General features: G+C 67.0%; 14 protein-coding genes and 2 pseudogenes. 10 read left to right on the forward strand and 6 right to left on the reverse strand.

The window, feature by feature from the left end; all coding sequences use genetic code 11:
* The 5 genes and pseudogenes from MSZK_RS31730 to MSZK_RS31750 form a co-directional block, all read left to right on the forward strand.
* On the forward strand, positions 1-290 hold a 290-nt coding region (locus MSZK_RS31730), incomplete at its 5' end, for a cytochrome P450 (RefSeq protein WP_142390052.1).
* A 68-nt stretch (positions 291-358) separates the two neighbouring features.
* Positions 359-631 carry a hypothetical protein gene (locus MSZK_RS31735; RefSeq protein ID WP_099252458.1) on the forward strand — a complete coding sequence of 91 codons (273 nt, stop codon included), beginning with the start codon at positions 359-361 and terminating at the stop codon, positions 629-631.
* Positions 628-1,527 carry a LysR family transcriptional regulator ArgP gene (locus MSZK_RS31740; RefSeq protein ID WP_233211630.1) on the forward strand — a complete coding sequence of 300 codons (900 nt, stop codon included), beginning with the start codon at positions 628-630 and terminating at the stop codon, positions 1,525-1,527. Before MSZK_RS31735 ends, MSZK_RS31740 begins: the two co-directional genes overlap by 4 nt.
* A 197-nt stretch (positions 1,528-1,724) precedes the next feature.
* Positions 1,725-2,477 (forward strand): annotated as a pseudogene (locus MSZK_RS31745) (L,D-transpeptidase); the annotation flags it as partial.
* Between the two features lie 59 nt (positions 2,478-2,536).
* Positions 2,537-3,997 (forward strand): peptide MFS transporter, encoded by a 1,461-nt coding sequence (locus tag MSZK_RS31750; RefSeq protein WP_099252470.1) that lies wholly within the window; start codon positions 2,537-2,539, stop codon positions 3,995-3,997.
* Here the strand turns inward: MSZK_RS31750 and MSZK_RS33350 are convergent.
* The 5 genes and pseudogenes from MSZK_RS33350 to MSZK_RS31770 form a co-directional block, all read right to left on the reverse strand.
* The gene (locus MSZK_RS33350; protein ID WP_233211631.1) at positions 3,994-5,607 is read right to left on the reverse strand and encodes an AMP-binding protein; all 1,614 of its coding nucleotides are present in this window, start codon (positions 5,605-5,607) and stop codon (positions 3,994-3,996) included. The genes MSZK_RS31750 and MSZK_RS33350 overlap by 4 nt on opposite strands.
* 21 nt (positions 5,608-5,628) lie before the next feature.
* A pseudogene (locus MSZK_RS33355) lies at positions 5,629-7,140 on the reverse strand (long-chain-fatty-acid--CoA ligase); the annotation flags it as partial.
* Positions 7,141-7,164: 24 nt separating this feature from the next.
* The gene (locus MSZK_RS31760; RefSeq protein ID WP_099252461.1) at positions 7,165-8,259 is read right to left on the reverse strand and encodes an acyl-CoA dehydrogenase family protein; all 1,095 of its coding nucleotides are present in this window, start codon (positions 8,257-8,259) and stop codon (positions 7,165-7,167) included.
* 1 nt (position 8,260) lies between these two features.
* Complete coding sequence (locus MSZK_RS31765; RefSeq protein WP_099252462.1) at positions 8,261-9,475, reverse strand: acyl-CoA dehydrogenase; 1,215 nt, start codon at positions 9,473-9,475, stop codon at positions 8,261-8,263.
* Positions 9,476-9,487: 12 nt separating this feature from the next.
* Entirely contained in the window at positions 9,488-10,384 is an 897-nt protein-coding gene (locus MSZK_RS31770) for an enoyl-CoA hydratase (RefSeq protein ID WP_099252463.1), read from the reverse strand.
* A 219-nt stretch (positions 10,385-10,603) separates the two neighbouring features.
* Here MSZK_RS31770 and MSZK_RS31775 point away from each other — a divergent pair, with 219 nt between their 5' ends.
* From MSZK_RS31775 to MSZK_RS31795, 5 genes are read left to right on the forward strand one after another with little or no spacing between them, the layout of a single operon-like run.
* Complete coding sequence (locus tag MSZK_RS31775; RefSeq protein ID WP_099252464.1) at positions 10,604-11,713, forward strand: LLM class flavin-dependent oxidoreductase; 1,110 nt, start codon at positions 10,604-10,606, stop codon at positions 11,711-11,713.
* Positions 11,714-11,755: 42 nt separating this feature from the next.
* On the forward strand, positions 11,756-14,293 hold the full coding sequence (locus tag MSZK_RS31780; RefSeq protein ID WP_099252465.1) for an FAD-binding oxidoreductase: 2,538 nt from the start codon (positions 11,756-11,758) through the stop codon (positions 14,291-14,293).
* A gap of 13 nt (positions 14,294-14,306) precedes the next feature.
* Positions 14,307-15,356, forward strand: coding sequence for an alpha/beta fold hydrolase (locus tag MSZK_RS31785; protein ID WP_099252466.1), 1,050 nt, complete (start codon positions 14,307-14,309; stop codon positions 15,354-15,356).
* Between the two features lie 13 nt (positions 15,357-15,369).
* A complete protein-coding gene (locus tag MSZK_RS31790) occupies positions 15,370-16,470 on the forward strand; it encodes a 3,4-dihydroxy-2-butanone-4-phosphate synthase (protein ID WP_099252467.1) in 1,101 nt (366 codons plus the stop codon).
* Positions 16,471-16,503: 33 nt separating this feature from the next.
* Complete coding sequence (locus tag MSZK_RS31795) at positions 16,504-17,274, forward strand: SDR family oxidoreductase (protein WP_099252468.1); 771 nt, start codon at positions 16,504-16,506, stop codon at positions 17,272-17,274.
* Between the two features lie 15 nt (positions 17,275-17,289).
* On the opposite strand, the gene MSZK_RS31800 is transcribed toward MSZK_RS31795, so the two are convergent.
* Positions 17,290-17,835 (reverse strand): alpha/beta fold hydrolase (locus MSZK_RS31800; protein WP_142390053.1); only part of this gene is annotated, 546 nt, incomplete at its 5' end.

The raw sequence follows: 17,835 nt of genomic DNA on the forward strand, positions 1-17,835 counted from the left end.
CCAAGGGCGAAGCCGTTCTGCTGTCCTACGTTTCAGCCAACCGCGACGAAGACATCTTCTACGACCCGATGCGTTTCGACGTCGGCCGCGACCCCAACAAGCACCTGTCCTTCGGCTACGGCGTGCACTTCTGCCTGGGCGCCGCCCTGGCCCGCATGGAGATGCACAGCTTCTTCTCCGAACTCGTGCCCCGGCTGGACTCCATCGAACTGGCCGGTGAACCAGAACTGATGGCCACCACCTTCGTCGGCGGGATCAAACACCTGCCGATCCGCTACTCCCTGCGGTGAATACGCCGCGGCGACGACGGCCAGCGGCGATAATTTCGGGGAGTCGGTGTCGAGAGGGGAAGTCGACCATGAAGGAGCTGGCAGCGGCGCTGTTGAGCGCGATGGCGATGGTTGCGGTGCCGGTGGCGATCGCGCCGGGCGCACAGGCTGACGTCTGCGGTGACGTCGGGGGGCGCCATGTGAACGTCGGCGGCTGCACCAACGTCGCCGGTGACGTCGCGGTGGCAGGTGCGGTGGCGACGGACGAGGACGCGGCGGCCCAAGCGGCTTCCGGTCAGCCGCCGTGCTACACCCCGCAGGGAGTGCCGTATTACACCCCCGGTTCGGATCCCTGCTACTGAGCGCCCCCGGTGAGGCCCGGCTGGATGCGGGCCAACTCGCCGCGTTCCACGCCATCGTCGAACTCGGGAGTTTCGAGGCGGCGGCCGATCGCCTGCATGTGACACCGTCGGCGGTCAGCCAGCGCATCAAAGCGCTGGAGAAGCACGTCGGTCAGGTGCTGCTGGTGCGCGGAAAGCCCTGTGTGCCAACCACGGCGGGTATACCTCTGCTGCGGCTGGCGGCCCAGACGGCGATGCTCGAGGCTGAGGCCATCACCGAGATGACAGGCGGCGGTGAGTCGGCCCCGCTACCCCGGATCGCGATGGCGGTCAACGCGGATTCGATGGTCACCTGGTTCGCCGGCGTGCTCTCGGGCCTGCCCGGTGTGGTCTTCGACATCCGCATCGAAGACCAGGACCATTCGGCTCGGCTGTTGCGCGAGGGAGTGGTGATGGGTGCGGTCACCACCGAACGCGCGCCCGTGCCGGGTTGCCGGGTGCGGCCGCTCGGGGTGATGCGGTATGTGCCGGTGGCCGCCAGTGGTTACGTCACACGCCATTTGCCACACGGGTTCACCGCCGAAGCGGTGGCCCAGGCGCCGTCGCTGGCCTGGAATCGCGACGACGCGCTACAGGACATGTTGGTGCGCAAAGTGTTTCGCCGCGCCATCGATCGTCCGGTGCACTATGTGCCGACTGCGGAGGGGTTCGGCGCCGCGGTGCGGGCCGAATTGGGCTGGGGCATGTATCCCGAACAATCGGCCGCCCCGGCGTTGGCCGACGGCACGTTCGTGGCGGTGTCTGATGTCCATCTGGATGTGCCGCTGTTCTGGCAATGCTGGAAGCTCGAGAGCCCGCTGATGGCCAGGCTCACCGCGACTGTGCTGCATGCGGCGGAGTCCCTGCGCAACCGCTAGCGGGTCGCCGTTGACAGCCCGGGCATAGGGTGCCGGACTACCATGGTCGCTCGGTTCATCCGTCGATCGGGGAGTGGGCAATGGGCGATGTCAGTCGCAGGACACCCGTCCTGTTGGCGTGGGTGCTGGCGCTGATCGTCGCCGCGGCCGGGCCTGCGGCCACCGCACATGCCGACGACGTCCTGCCCACCGTGGGTTTCACCACGACCTCCGGTGCGCCGCTGCGTGACGGCGGGACCTACGGCATCGGCACGGTGATCGTTGCGCATTTCGACGGGCCCGTGGGTGACCGGGCCCTGGCCGACCAGGCCTTGCAGGTCGACACCTCGCCGCCGGTCTCCGGCGTCTGGCACTGGGTCGACGACCACACCGCGCATTGGCGCCCGCCGCAGTACTACGACCCGGGCACCGTCGTCACCGTCACCCCGGGCCCGGGGCCGCCGCTGACCTTCACCATCGGCGCCTCGCACGTGTCCATCGCCGACGACGCCACCAAACAGGTGACGGTGTTCGACGGCGGCAAGCCGGTGCGCACCATGCCCACCTCGATGGGTCGCGGCGGCACCGAGAAGGTGGGCAACACGACGTTGAGCTTCTGGACCCAGCCCGGGATCTACACCGTGCTGGACAAGAGCAATCCGGTGATCATGGACTCCTCGACCTACGGGCTGCCGATCAACTCCCATCTCGGCTACAAGGAATCGATCAATTACGCCGTGCGCATCAGTACCGACGGGGTCTACCTGCATGAGTTGGACGCCACGGTGTGGGCGCAGGGCAACACCGACACCAGCCACGGTTGTCTGAACCTCAACCGCGACAACGCCGTATGGTTCTACAACTTCTCGGTGCCCGGTGATGTGGTCGAGGTGCGCAACACCGGTGGCAAGCCACTGCAGCTGTGGCAGAACGGCGACTGGAGCGTGCCCTGGGATCAGTGGGTCGCCTGACGGCAAGACGCGCCGCGATCGGCTGAACTTCGGGTTGGCGGTGTGGCATGGTGAGATCCATGGCCGATGCCGTTGACGATGTGGGCGCGCGACGAACCTTTCTCGGGCATCCGATCGGTCTGGCCAATCTCTTCGGCGTCGAGTTGTGGGAGCGGTTCTCGTACTACGGGATGCTGACCATCCTCGGCTACTACCTGTACTACTCGATCACCGACGGTGGCCTGGGCCTGCCCAAGGCGACCGCGACCGGCATCGTGGGCGCCTACGGGGGCCTGGTCTACCTGTCGACTGTCCTGGGCGGCTGGGTCGCCGATCGGCTGCTGGGTATGGAGCGCACCGTCCTCTACGGCGGAGTGGTGGTCATGTGCGGCCACATTGCGCTGGCGGTGTTGCCCGGAATGACCGGTGTGGCGACCGGCCTGGTGCTCATCGCGCTGGGATCGGGTGCGCTCAAAGCCAATGCCTCGTCACTGCTGGGCACGCTCTACGACGACGGCGACCCCCGGCGTGATGGCGGATTCACCCTGTTCTACCTCGGCATCAACCTCGGGTCGTTCGTCGGCCCGCTGATCACCGGCCTCTTGCAGACGAAGATGGGCTTTCATTACGGGTTCGGGGCCGCCGCGATCGGCATGGCGCTGGGGCTGACCCAATACGTCGCCTTCCGGCGCAACCTCGGCGGCCACGGGCGCACCGTCGCCCATCCGTTGTCGCACAAAGAGTTCTGGCGCACCGCGGTGATCGCGGCGGCGGTGGTGGCCGCCTTCGTGCTCGCCTTCGTCGTCGGTCTGATCACGCTGGCCAACCTCTCCCAGGTCACCACCGGCATCCTCCTGGTCGCCTCGATCGGCTACTTCGCGGTCATGCTGGGCAGTCCCAGCGTCGGCCCGACCGAACGCACCCGGGTGCGCGCGTTCATTCCGCTGTTCATCGCCAACGCAGTGTTCTGGTCGCTGTTCCAGCAGATCTTCACCGTGCTCGCGGTGTACTCCGATGAGCGGATGAACTGGTCGATCTTCGGTTGGCGGGCACCGTCGAACTGGATCGGCTCGATCGAGCCGGTGTGGATCATCCTGCTGTCACCGCTGTTCGCGGCGATGTGGACCAAGCTCGGCCGTCGGGCGCCCACGACCCCGCGCAAGTTCGCCTACGGCGTGATCGGCATGGGCCTGGCGTTCCTGTTGTTTCTGCCGATGGCCGGCACGACGGGACGCAGCGTGCCCGCCCTCGTCGTCGTGGCGATCATGGCGGTCTTCGCGATCTCCGAACTCATGCTGTCGCCGATCGGGTTGTCGGTCACCACGCAGTTGGCTCCCAACGCCTTTCGCGCCCAGATGATGGCCCTGTACTTCTTCTCGGTCGGTCTGGGTACGTCGATGTCCGGGGTGTTGTCCGGTTACTACAGACCTGATCGCGAGTTCGCCTACTTCGGCATCCTCGGCGCAGTGGCGGTCGCCGTCGGTGTGGTCGTCTGGGCGTTCGCGCCGCGGGTCAGCCGGCTGATGGAGGGCGTGCACTAAGGCGAGTCCAGCAGCCGGATCATCTCGGCCCGCATGTCGACCTTGCGCACCTTGCCGGTGACGGTCATCGGGAAGTCCTCCACGACATGCACGTAACGCGGAATCTTGTAGTGGGCCAGCCGCCCGGTCGCGAACGCCTGGATACCTGCGGCATCCAGCGGTGCGCTGCCCGGCCGCATCTTGATCCACGCGCAGATCTCCTCGCCGTATTTCGGGTCGGGCACCCCGATCACCTGCACGTCGTCGATATCGGGATGGGTATGCAGGAATTCCTCGATCTCCCGGGGATAGACGTTCTCGCCGCCCCGGATCACCATGTCCTTGATCCGGCCGACGATCTGGCAGTAGCCGTCGTCGCGCATCACCGCCAGATCGCCGGTGTGCATCCACCCGTCGTCGTCGATGGCTTGGGCGGTCTTCTGCTCGTCGTTCCAATAGCCCAGCATCACCGAGTAACCACGGGTGCAGAACTCGCCCGGGGTTCCCCGTTCGACGACGGCACCGGTACCCGGGTCGACGATCTTGATTTCGACATGGGGATGTGCCCGCCCGACCGTGGCGGTGCGGCGGTCCAAATCATCGTCGATCAGCGTCTGGCACGACACCGGAGAGGTTTCGGTCATGCCGTAGGCGATCGAGACCTCGGACATGTGCAGCACGTCGAGGCAGCGCTTCATGATCTCCACCGGGCAGGGGGCGCCGGCCATGATGCCGGTTCGCAGGGACGAGACGTCGCGGCGGGTCAGGTCGGCATGCCCCAGCATCGCGATGAACATCGTCGGCACCCCGTACAGCGCGGTGCAGCGTTCCTGCTCGACCGCCGCGAGGGTGGCGCCAGGATCGAAGCCGGCGGCCGGGATCACCATGGTGGCGCCGTGCGTGGTGCACCCCAGATTGCCCATCACCATGCCGAAGCAGTGGTAGAAGGGCACCGGGATGCACAGCCGGTCGCCCGGGCCGAAATTGATCTGCTCGGTGACGAAGAACCCGTTGTTGAGAATGTTGCGGTGTGAGAGCACCGCACCCTTGGGGGAACCGGTTGTGCCGGAGGTGTATTGGATATTGATCGGGTCCGCCGGTGTCAACGAGTCCATCCGGGAACGCAGCTCGGCGGCCGATGTCCGGGTGTGGCGCGCCTGCAGCGCATCCCATTCCGGTGAGTCGAGGAACACCACCTCGGTCAGATCGGGCACCTCGGGCCGCACCTCGGCGACCATGCTGCGGTAGTCGGACGATTTGAACTCGCTGGCCGACACCAGAAGCCGGACACCGGCGTGGCGCAGGACGTAGGCCAATTCGTGGGTGCGGTAGGCGGGGTTGATGGTCACCAGGATCGCGCCCACCTTCGCGGTCGCGTACTGCAGCATCGTCCATTCCGCGCAGTTGGGCGCCCAGATGCCGACTCGGTCGCCCTTGGCGATGCCCGACGACATCAACGCCCTTGCCAGGGAGTCGATGTCGCGGTTGAACTCCGCATAGGTCCACCGCCTGCCGGTAGTCACCTCGACCAGCGCGTCCACGTCGGGGTGCGCCGAGGCGGTGCGCTCGATATTCGAACCGATCGTCTCGTCCAGCAGGGCCACACCATCAGGTCCGCAGGCATAGGACAGCGGTGCGCCGTGCCGCTCGCGCAGCACCGTTTTGAGCACCTTGCCGCTCGCGTTGCGGGGCAGTTCCTCGACGATGGCGATGCGGCGCGGCCGCTTGTAAGCGGCGAGGTGCCGGCGGCAATGCGATTCGATCTCGTCGGCTGCCGGCGGGTGGTCGGGGTCGCGCGGCACGATCACAGCCAGCGGCGTCTCACCCCACTTCGGGTCCGGCACCCCGACGACGGCGACCTCGGCGACCTTGGGATGGGCCGCCAAGACGTTCTCCACCTCGGCGCTGTAGATGTTCTCGCCGCCGGAAATGATCATGTCCTTCTTCCGATCGACCACGAAGATGTAGCCGTCTTCATCTTGGCGGACCAGGTCGCCTGAATGGAACCACCCGCCGCGGAAGGCGTCGGCGGTCTCCGCCGGCTTGTTCCAGTATTCCGCCATCACCAGCGGGCCCTGATAGACGATCTCGCCGACCGCGCCGGGTGCGACGTCGTTCATGTCGTCGTCGACGATGCGGGCCTCGACATTGAGCATCGGGATGCCCACCGAGCCGATCTTGGCCAGCGCGTCCTGCCCGTGCAGCAGGCAGGTGATCGGGCTGCACTCGGTCTGGCCGAATGCGGCGACCACCTCGGCCGATGGGAAGGCTTCGATCATGTTCTGCAGCAACGTGGTAGACGCCGGAGCGGCGCCCCACCAGATGCGCCGCAGGTGTGACAGATCCCAGTCGGCGAGACCGTCCATCGCACAGACGATCTGCCACTGCGCCGGTGTCATCCAGCACGACGTCACCCGTTCCTCGACGACGGTGCGCACCGTCGCCTCGGCGTCGAAGCCGCCCGAGGGCGGAATGACGACCTTGCCGCCGGTGAGGAAGGCCGGCAACATCCCCGACACCCCGGCGGTGTGGAACAGCGGGGCGACCCCCAACCAGCAGTCGTCGTCGGCCTGATGTCCCAGCGTTGCGATCGAGCTGAACGCGTGCAGGTAGAGGTTGCGGTGGCTCAGCACTGCGCCTTTGGGAAAGCCGGTGGTACCCGAGGTGTACATGATGAAGGCGGGCGCCTGGTCGCCGACCTCGATGTCGATCCGGTCTTCGGCAGCACCGTCGATGGCGTCCTGCAGGTCGCCGCCGATGGTCAGCACGGTGTGCACGGCGTCCTCTGTGGTCCGCGCCTGTTCGAGCACGGGCGCCAGTGCGGCGTCCACGATCACGGCCGTGGCGCCGCTGTCGGTCAACAGGTAGGCGATCTCCTCGGCGACCAGGCGGAAGTTCAGCGGCACCACGACCGCGCCCAGACGCAGGACGGCGAACCAGGATTCGACGATCTCGAGGCTGTTGAGCCCCAGTACCGCCACCCGGTCACCCGCTGCGATGCCCCGCTGTGCCAGCGCATTGGCCAGCCGGGTCACCCTGGCGTCGATGTCACCGAAGGTGCCGCGGCGGTACGGATCGGCGAAAGCGACTTTGTCGGGGCGCACCCGGGCGTGCCGGGCGAGGACGTCGCTGAGGGTGATTCCCGTCGACGGGGAGGTGGTCATGGTGGGCTCCTTACCGTCTGTCGGTCACAGGCCGACCCGGTCGGCGAGCAGCGCCCGGTGCTCGGTGCTGCTACCGAAGAGGGCCGCGGTCGTCTTGGCGCGGCGGAAGTACAGGTGCAGGTCGTGTTCCCAGGTGAAGGCTATTCCGCCGTGCACCTGGGTGGCGATCCCCGCGCACAGGGTGAACGTGTCGGCGGCCTGCGCCTTCACCAGCGGTGCGGCGACGGCCAGCTCACCAGGGTCGCCGGCACTCATCGCCGCGAACATCACCGCCACCCTGGTCGCGTCGATCTCGATCGCCATCTCGGCGCACATGTGCTTGACTGCCTGAAACATGCCGATGGCTCGGTCGAATTGTCTTCTGCTGCACGAATAGTCGACGCTGAGGGTCAGGCAGGCTTCCGCGCCACCGAGCATCTCGGCAGCCAGTAGCACCCGCGCGGTGTCCAGCACCCGCTCGAACTGGTCGGGTGCCCCGTCCAGCGGTTCAGCCGGCGTCTGCCGCAGTGTGATCCGAGCGACCGGCCGGGTGATGTCGAACGACGGCAGCCGTTCGACGCTGACCCCGGGGGCATCGGCGTCGACCACGTAGAGGCCCATCGTGTCGCCGGCCCGGGCCGCGACGATCACGAGTTCTGCGACGTGCCCGTGCAGAACGGGCCCGCACACGCCGTCCAGCAGCGTTCGGCCCTGGTCGCTGGTGACGGTGACCGTGGCCGACGACGGATCGCCGGCTGCGGGTCCGGTGGCCGCGAACGCCGCGACCCGGTCACCGTTGAGCAGGCTGGGCAGCAGGCGTCGGCGTTGCTCCTTGGTCCCCATGCTCAGTACGGCCGCAACCGCGAAGCCGTGTGACGCCAGGGGGACCGGGGTCAGTGCGCGGCCGAACTCTTCGAACACGATCGCCGATTCCACCAGCGTGCCCCCGACTCCGCCGTACTCGGTCGGGACCGGTAGCCCGGGGAGTTCCATGTCGCGGCACACCCGTTGCCACAGCTCGTCGTCGTGGCCGTTCGCGCCGGCGATGTCGCGTACCCGCGACAGCGGTGCGGTCTCCTGTAGGAAGGCGCGCACCGAGTCGCGGAAATCGAGTTGCTCGGTGTTGTAGCGAAAATCCATGTCAGCGTGGCTCCTTCGGAAGGCCGAGCAACTGTTCGCCGATCACCGTGCGCTGGATCTGGGAACTGCCCGCATAGATGGTCGCGGCCCGCGCGTAGAGGGCCTCGTCGAGCCAACACGACGCCGAGTTCGGTGTTCCGGGTGCCGGGATGATCAGGGCCTCACCGTTTCCGGGACCGTCGGCGCACAGCGCGTCGACACCGAGGATGTCGACGGCGAGGTCGGTACAGCGGCGAAAATACTCGCTCCAGATCACCTTGTTGATGGCTGCGTCAGCGCCTGGCCGGTGGCCGTTCAACAGCGCGGTCAGGCCGCGGTAGCCCTGGTACCGCAGGATCTGCACGCGCGAGTAGCACCACGCCAGCTCGTCGCGGATATGGGGGTCGGTGTGTCGTCCCCGTTCCCGGGCCAGCTGGCGCAGCCGATCCAGGTCGCGGCCGAATTCCATTGCCGCCGTGGTGATCTGGGAACCACGCTCAAAGCCCAGGACGGTCATCGCGGTCGCCCAGCCGCCGCCGACCCCGCCGAGCACGTCGGCGGCACGCGCACGTGCGTCGGTGAAGAACACCTCGGAGAACGACGCGTGCCCGGCGGCGTTGACGATCGGCCGCACCACCACACCGGGCTGGTCGACCGGCACCAACAACATCGACAGGCCCTTGTGTTTCGGCAGGTCGGGATTGGTGCGGGCCAGCACGAAGATCCAGTTGGCCGTCGGACCCGCCGACGTCCAGATCTTCTGCCCGTTGATCACCCACTCGTCACCGTCGAGGACGGCTTTCGTCCGCACCGACGCGAGATCCGAACCCGCCTCCGGTTCGGAGAACCCCTGGCACCACAAGTCCTCGCCGGACAGGATGCGGGGGAGGAAGTGTTTCTTCTGTTCCTCGGTGCCCAGCGCGATCAAGGTGTTGCCCAGCAGGTCGATGCTGAGCATGTCGTTCTCTTCGCGCTCGGGTGCACCGGCGCGGGCGAATTCCTCGGCCACCACGGCCTGTTCGATCGCGGACAGCCCGCCGCCGCCGTACTCCTTGGGCCAGGAGACCGCCACCAGCCCGCGGTCGGCGAGGATCTTGCGCCACCGGTGCCGCAACTGTTCTCGCTCCTCGCGCGCAAGTGCGCCCGGGCCGGTCCAGTCCGGGGGCAGATGTTCGGCCAGGAAGGCCCGGATCTCGTCGCGAAAGGCCTGCGCTTCGCAGGGATAGTCGATGTCCATGGCTGTCCTGACTCAGGGGCGATTCTTGGCGGCGGGCAGGATCTCGGGAGCCAGCCGCCAGTCCTCGAGTCCGTCCTCGACGGTTCCGATGCCCAGCGGATTGCCGTTCACCTCGGCCCAATGCGAGTGGTTGAGCTGGTGCAGGGAGAAGCACGCGTCCAGGGCGGTGGAGAAGCCCATGGCGTCCACGGTCTGGTTCACCGACTCCTTGATCAGCAGCGATGCGACCGTCGGCACCTTGGCGATGCGCCGGGCGAACTCGATGGTGCGCTCGGAGAGCTCGTCGTCCGGGAAGACCTTGCTGACCATGCCGAGGGCATGGGCATCGTCGGCGCTCAGCGAGTCGCCGGTGAGTAGCAGTTCCTTGGCCTTACGGGGGCCGAACTCCCAGGGATGCCCGAAGTACTCCACCCCGCACATCCCCAGCCGGGTACCGACCACGTCGGCGAAGACGGTGTCCTGCGCGGCGACGATCAGATCGCAGCACCAGGTCAGCATCAGACCTGCCGACAGGACCAGTCCGTGCACCTCGGCGATGGTGATCTTGCGCAGGTTGCGCCACCGCTTGGTGTTCTGGAAGAAGTAATGCCATTCCTGCCGGTGCCGGGCATCGGCGCCGGTCAGCGTGCCGCCATTGCATTGGTACGAGGGGTGCTGACCAGGGCCGGGGGACCGCTCCCGGACGTCGTCGGAGGATCCGAGGTCGTGGCCGGCGGAGAAGCAGGGGCCGGCGCCCCGCAGGATCACCACCCGCACGGTGTCGTCCTCTTCGGCCATTTCGAAGGCCGTCCCGAGTTCGACGAGCATCCCCCGGTTCTGCGCGTTGCGCTGTTTCGGGCGGTCGAGCGTGATCACGGCGATTCGGCCGTCGTCGATCACGTCGTAGCCGATGTAGTCGAAATGCTGCACAAATGCTCCCTTCCCAAGCCGGCTATGGCCGCCGTTGATGCAGCACGCTACGCGGGAGACGGACAAAATGTCCATAGCCGATACGCTCCTTTAGAAACTCAATGGCGAGCAAACCAGCAAGAAAAATGGATCTTGCATCCAATCAAGTATCTTGCTAGTACTGTGTTGTAAGTCGCAGCCGACGGTGCGCTTGCTCGACCACTACCGAGAGGGTTCAAGATGGAGATCGGACTTTTCCTGATGCCGGCGCATCCACCGGAGCGCAGCCTGTACGACGCGACCCAGTGGGACCTCGACCTCATCACGCTGGCCGACGAGCTCGGCTACGTGGAGGCGTGGGTCGGCGAGCACTTCACGGTGCCATGGGAACCGATCTGCGCGCCCGACCTGCTGCTGGCGCAGGCGCTGCTGCGTACCAAGAACATCAAGCTGGCCCCCGGCGCCCATCTGCTGCCGTATCACCATCCGGTCGAGCTGGCCCATCGGGTCGCCTACTTCGATCACCTTGCCCAGGGCCGCTTCATGCTCGGTGTCGGCGCCAGCGGCATTCCGGGGGACTGGGCACTGTTCGACGTCGACGGCCAGAACGGTGAGCACCGCGAGATGACCCGCGAGGCGCTCGAGATCATGCTCAAGGTCTGGACCGAGGACCAGCCGTGGGAGTTCCGCGGGAAGTATTGGAACGCCAACGGAATCGCGCCGATGTTCGAAGGTCTGATGAAGAGGCACATCAAGCCCTTTCAGGCTCCTCACCCACCGATCGGGGTGACTGGATTCAGTGCGGGCTCCGAGACACTCAAACTGGCCGGCGAGCGCGGCTACCTTCCGATGAGCCTCGACCTGAACACCGAATACGTGGCCACTCATTGGGATGCGGTGCTCGAGGGGGCCGCCCGGTCCGGGCGGACGCCGGACCGCCGCGACTGGCGGTTGGTGCGTGAGGTCGTCGTCGCCGAAACCGACGAGCAGGCCTTCCGCTACGCCGTGGACGGGATGATGGGCCGCAACATGCGCGAGTACGTCCTGCCGACCTTCCGGATGTTCGGCATGACCAAGTTCTACAAGCACAACCCCTCAGTGCCCGACGAGGACGTCACCCCGGAGTACTTGGCCGAGAACACCTTTGTGGTCGGCTCGGTCGAGACGGTGGTCGACAAGCTGGAGGCCACCTACGACCAGGTCGGTGGGTTCGGTCATCTGCTGATCCTCGGATTCGACTATCTCGACAACCCGGGCCCATGGAAAGAGTCGATGCGCCTGCTGGCCGAGGAGGTCATGCCACGGCTCAACGCGCGCATCGCCAAAAAGCCGGCACCGGCGATCGTCTGACTCGGGCCCATCGGAGTAACTCGGACGGAGAGGAACACAGCCATGCAGGTGCCGGAGATCACCGTGCGGTATTCGGACGGGACGTCCAAGACGATGCCCGTGCAGTCGGACCAGTCGATCCTGGAAGCCGCCGAGGAACACGGCATCGCGATCGTCAACGAATGCCAGAGCGGGATCTGCGGAACCTGCGTGGCCACCTGCTCCTCGGGCGACTACGAGATGGGCCGAACCGAAGGGCTGTCCGAGGTCGAACGTGACGCCCGCAAGGTGTTGACCTGTCAGACGTTCGCCACGTCGGACTGCGTGATCGATCTGCAGTACCCGGCCGACGACAATGCCGCAAAGCTGGTGACCGGTAACGGGGTGGTGACCGCGGTGGAGCTGGTGTCGCCGACCACGGCGTTGCTGCGGGTGGATGTGTCCGGGCTGGGCCCGGTGGTCTACCTGCCCGGGCAGTTCGCCCAGCTTCAGGTGCCTGGTACCACCGTGTGGCGCAACTACTCCTATGCGCATCCCGCCGACGGCCGTACCGAGCTGGAGTTCATCGTCCGGCTCCTGCCCAGGGGCGTGATGTCGGATTACTTGCGCGAGAAGGCCAAACCCGGCGACCGGATCGCCATGCGGTGCAGCAAGGGCGGCTTCTACTTGCGTCCGCCGGTCCGGCCGCTGGTCCTGGTGGCCGGTGGAACAGGATTGTCGGCGATCCTCGCGATGGCACAGAGCCTGCCGGACGGCCACCCCGGAGGTGTCCATCTGCTCTACGGCGTCAGCACTGTCGAAGACCTGTGCAAGCTCGACGAGCTCGAAGCGCTGACGGCGCGGATACCGGAGCTGAAAGTCCACACCGTCGTCTCCCGTCCGAACGCCCACTGGGACGGTCTGGTCGGCCGGGTCACCGACGTGCTCGACGCGCGGATGTTCGACGGTGGAAACGCCGACGTCTACGTATGCGGGCCGGCGGGGATGGTGACCGACACTCGGAAGTGGCTCACCGACAACGGCATCCACGGTACCGGTCTGTACTACGAGAAATTCGTGGCCAGCGGTGCCGCGCGCCGGCGCACCACGCCGCGGCTCGACTACGCCACGGTCGACCTGGCCGACGTGCGCCGCCGGGGCCGCGGGACGGCGGTGGTCGTCGGCGGCAGCATCGCCGGAATCGCCGCAGCCAAGGTGCTCACCGAGAAATTCGACAAGGTCATCGTGCTGGAGAAGGACCCGCCGCACGCCCGTCGCGAAGGCAGGCCTGGAGCGGCGCAGGGCTGGCACCTGCACCACTTGCTCACCGCGGGACGCATCGAGCTGGAGCGGTTCTTCCCGGGGATCATCGACGACATGGTCGCCGAGGGTGCGTTCGACGTCGACATGGCCGCCCAGTACCGAATCCGCCTCGGCGGCAGCTGGAAGAAGCCCGGTACCGGACCGATTCAGATCGTCTGCGCGGCAAGGCCGCTGCTGGAATGGTGTGTCCGACGCCGGCTGGATGACGAACCCCGCATCAGTTTCCACTACGAGTCCGAAGTGGCCGACCTTGTCTACGACCGTGGCAGCGACACCGTGCTCGGTGTGGCGGTGGCCCGCGACGACGAGGAACTCGAGGTGGTGCCGGCGGAATTCGTGGTGGACGCTTCGGGAAAGAACACCCACATCCCGGAGTTCTTGGACCGCATCGGGATCGGCGCTCCCGAGGTCGAGCAGGACATCATCAACTGCTTTTACTCCACGATGTTCCACAAGGTCCCGCCGGAGCGGCAGTGGGATGACAAGGTCATGGTCATCTGCTACGCCTACCGCCCCTACGAGGACACCTACGCCGCGCAGTACTACACCGACAGCTCCCGCAGCATCCTGTCGACGACACTGGTTGCCTACAACTGCTATTCGCCGCCGCGTACCGCGCAGGAGTTCCGCGAGTTCGCCAAGCTGATGCCCTCGGAGGTGGTCGGGGACAACATCGACGGCCTCGAACCCGCGTCGCCGATCTACAACTTCCGCTACCCGAACATGCTCCGGCTGCACTACGAGCGCAAGCGCAACCTGCCCCGGGCTCTGCTGGTCGTCGGTGACGCGTACACCAGCGCAGACCCGGTGTCCGGGCTGGGGATGACGCTGGCGCTCAAGGAAGTTCGTGAGATGCAGTTGCTACTCGGCAAATACGAGCCCACTGCGCCGGAACTGCCGCGCCGCTACTTCCGCAAGATCGCCAAGCTCGCGGACACCGCCTGGTTCGTGATCCGCGAGCAGAACCTGCGGTTCGACTGGCTCAAGGACGTCGACAAGAAGCGGCCGTTCTACTTCGGTGCGCTGACCTGGTACATGGACCGGGTGATGGAATTGGTGCACGACGATCCGGACACCTACAACGAATTCCTGGCCGTCGTCCACCTGGTCAAGCCGGCTGCGGCGTTGATGACACCGAAGGTCGCCGCACGGGTGGTCGGCAAATGGGCCAAGACCAAACTGTCCGGGCAACAGACCCTCATCGCCCGTAACTACTCCGACCGCACGATCCCGCCGCCCGAACACCTGTCCCAAACCGAAGAAGTGCTGGTCGGTTTGGCGGAATCCCGCTCCCGCTAGAGAAGAGGCCTAGATGATCCACCGGATGCTGAACTGCCGGGGCACCCGAATCCACGCCGTCGAAGAGGGGGAGGGCCCCCTGGTGATTCTGGTGCACGGCTTCCCTGAGTCGTGGTATTCGTGGCGGCACCAGATCCCGGCCCTGGCGCAGGCCGGCTACCGCGTGGTGGCCATCGACCAGCGCGGTTACGGCCAGTCCTCGAAGTACCGGGTCCAAACCGCCTACCGGATCAAGGAATTGGCCGGTGACATCGTCGGGGTGATCGACGCGTACGGCGAGAAACAGGCCGTGGTGGTGGGCCACGACTGGGGCGCACCGGTAGCGTGGACCTTCGCCTGGTTGCATCCCGACCGATGCCGTGGCGTGGTCGGTGTCAGCGTTCCGTTCGCCGGGCGCGGGGTGATCGGCCTGCCGGGAAGTCCGTTCGGCGAGCACCGGCCCAACGACTACCACCTGGAACTGGCCGGCCCGGGCAAGGTCTGGTACCAGGACTACTTCTCCGAGCAGGACGCGATCATCGCGGAGATCGAGGAGGACCTGCGCGGCTGGTTGCTCGGGCTGACGTACACCGTGTCCGGGGACGCCATGCGGGTCGCGACCGAGGCCGCGGTGGCGGCCGGGGTCGACCTGGCGGCCATGGACCCGATCGAGGTGATTCGCTCCGGCCCGCTGTGCATGCCGCACGGCGCCCGGCTCAAAGACGCCTTCGTCTATCCGGAGACGATGCCGGACTGGTTCACCGAGGCCGACCTGGACTTCTACACAGGGGAATTCGAGCGATCCGGACTGGGTGGCCCGCTGAGCTTCTACCACAATATCGACAACGACTGGCACGACCTCGCCGAGTACGAGGGCACCCCGCTGACCCCGCCGGCGTTGTTCATCGGTGGCCAGTACGACGTCGGCACCACCTGGGGGGCCGAGGCGATCGACCGCGCCCACGAGGTGATGCCGAACTACTGCGGAACTCACATGGTCGACGGCGTCGGGCACTGGATCCAGCAAGAGGAGCCCAAGGAGACCAACCGGCTGCTCCTCGATTTCCTCACCGGCCTTCGGTGAGGGAGCGACGGCGATGAGAACCGCCTACGGACGCGTGCGCCGTGCCATCTCGGCCGTCGCCACCGGACGTCCGGTCGTGGTCACCGACGACCAAGAGGCACAGGGATATCTGGTGTTCGCCGCCGACGCCGCCTCTCCCGAACTCCTCACGTTCGCGGTCCGGCACACCTCGGGCTACGTGCGGGCCGCGTTGCCGAGGTCGGAATGCGAGCGGCTCGACCTACCGCCGCTGTGTCCCCAGGACGGCGACCCCGTCGGCACGGCGACGCACCGGGTTGCCGTGGACTTCCGCGACACGGGCACCGGCATCTCGGCGATCGACCGCGCCAAGACCATCGCGGCACTTGCCGCGGCCGACGCCGTCGCGGCGGACTTCCGCCGCCCCGGCCATGTGATCCCGGTCCAGGCCGGTGGCCGCGGAGTACTGGGGGACCGGCCGGGGGCCGCCGAAGCCGCGGTAGACCTCGCGGTGCTCGGTCGGCGCCGGGCGGCCGGCGTGCTGTGCGAGATTGTGTCGCAGGCAGATCCGTCGGCGATGGCCGATCACGGCGAGTCGATCGCGTTCGCGGCCCGGCATGGTCTGGCGATCGTCTCGATCGCCGAGATCGCGACCTACCGGCGCCGCACCGAGCCCCAGGTGATGCGTTCGGCGGAGACCCGGCTGCCGACCGGCGGCGGTCCGTTGCGGGTGGTCGGGTTCCGTGACACCGGCGACGGCTGCGAACACCTGGCCGTGATCGCGGGCAACGCGGACGCCGATGCGCCCATGCCTCTGCACGTCCACATCGAATGCCTCAGCGGCGACGTGTTCGGCTCGCTGGCGTGCGGCTGCGGCGCCGAGCTCGACGCGGCCGTCGCGGCGATGCACGCCCAGGGCACCGGGATGATCATCTATCTGCGCCCGCGCACCCCGCGCGCCTGCGGTCTACTCACCGGTGCGGCGGCACCCGACCGGCTCTCGGAGACGGTGGCCTGGATCCTGCGTGATCTCGGCGTCTACACCGTGCGGCTGTCCGACGACGCACCTGAACTGGGCCTGTTGATGTTCGGGGCGATCCGCGAGCATGGACTGTATGTCGAGTCCGGAGCCTCGGTGTGGCCGGTCGCCGGATGAGGTGTGCGACAACATGATGGGAGACAGGACGCAATGACGCATCCGGACCTGGCCGGTAAAGCTGCGATCGTGACCGGCGCGGGTGCCGGCATCGGCCTGGCGATCGCGCGCCGACTGGCGGCCGAGGGCGCTCGGGTCCTGTGTGCGGACATCAACGGTGAGTCGGCCGTGCGCGCGGCGGCCGAGATCGGCGGTGGCGCGGTCGGCCATCAGGTCGACGTCGGCGACGAGCCCCAGGTGATCGCGATGGTCGATGCCTGTGTCGCGGCCTTCGGCGGGGTCGACAAGCTTGTCGCCAACGCCGGTGTCGTGCATTTCGCACCGCTGCTGGACACCACCGTGGACGACTTCGACCGGGTCATCCGGGTCAACCTGCGGGGGGCCTGGTTGTGCACCAAGCACGCCGCGCCTCGGATGGTGGAGCGCGGCGGTGGTGCGATCGTCAACATGTCGTCGCTGGGCGGGCAGATCGCGGCCGCCGGCACCGCCGCCTACGGGATGTCCAAGGCGGGCATCATCCACCTCAGCCGAATCACCGCCGCCGAGTTGCGCTCGGCGAACGTGCGGTCGAATGCGGTGCTGCCGGCCTTCGTCGACACCCCGATGCAGCAGACGGCGATGACCATGTTCGACGAGGCACTCGGCGCGGGCGGTGCCGATGGGATGATCGGCCGGCTACAGGGCCGGATGGCCGGGCCCGAGGAGATGGCGGGAGTCGTCGCCTTTCTGCTCTCCGACGACGCTTCGATGGTCAACGGGACGGCACAAGTAGCCGATGGCGGGACCCTCGCCGCCCTGTGGTGACGGCCCCGCGCGGCATCATGTTGTCGGGGAAGGCAATTGGGCGAGGAATTCCAAGAGCAGGCGGTTCGTCTCGGTGGGGGCCTCCTGCTGGATCCAGTGGCCCGCGGACGGAATGATGTGGCTGCCGCGGTAATCGGACATCTTCTCGTCCGCCCGGTCGATTGCCTCCGCACCCCAGGTGGTGGCGATGTCGTACTCGCCGCCGATGAACATCGAGGGCGGCGTGAGCGGCTGGTTCGCGACCTCGTCGAGGACCTCCCAGCCGGCATCGGCATTGTGGTAGAACGCAAGTCCGCCGGAAAAGCCGGCTCGCTCGAACTCGTTGACGTAGAAGTCCAGATCCTCGTCGGTGAACCACTCGGGCATCGACTCCGGCCACACGAAGGCGTCATCGAGCCTGGCGCCGTCGGCCATACACAGCGGGCCGTAGCGAAGGGCCTCGACCGGGTCCGGGGGTGGCACGTGCCCTGCAGCCAGGGCGGCTGCCACGGCGTCACCCGAGACCGTGTAGGTCAGCCCCAGGAACCACTTTCGCAGGTCCTCCTCGATCTCGTCGATGAT

Origin of the sequence: Mycobacterium sp. shizuoka-1 (genome assembly GCF_002723835.1) — a bacterium.
Taxonomy (GTDB): Bacteria; Actinomycetota; Actinomycetes; order Mycobacteriales; family Mycobacteriaceae; genus Mycobacterium.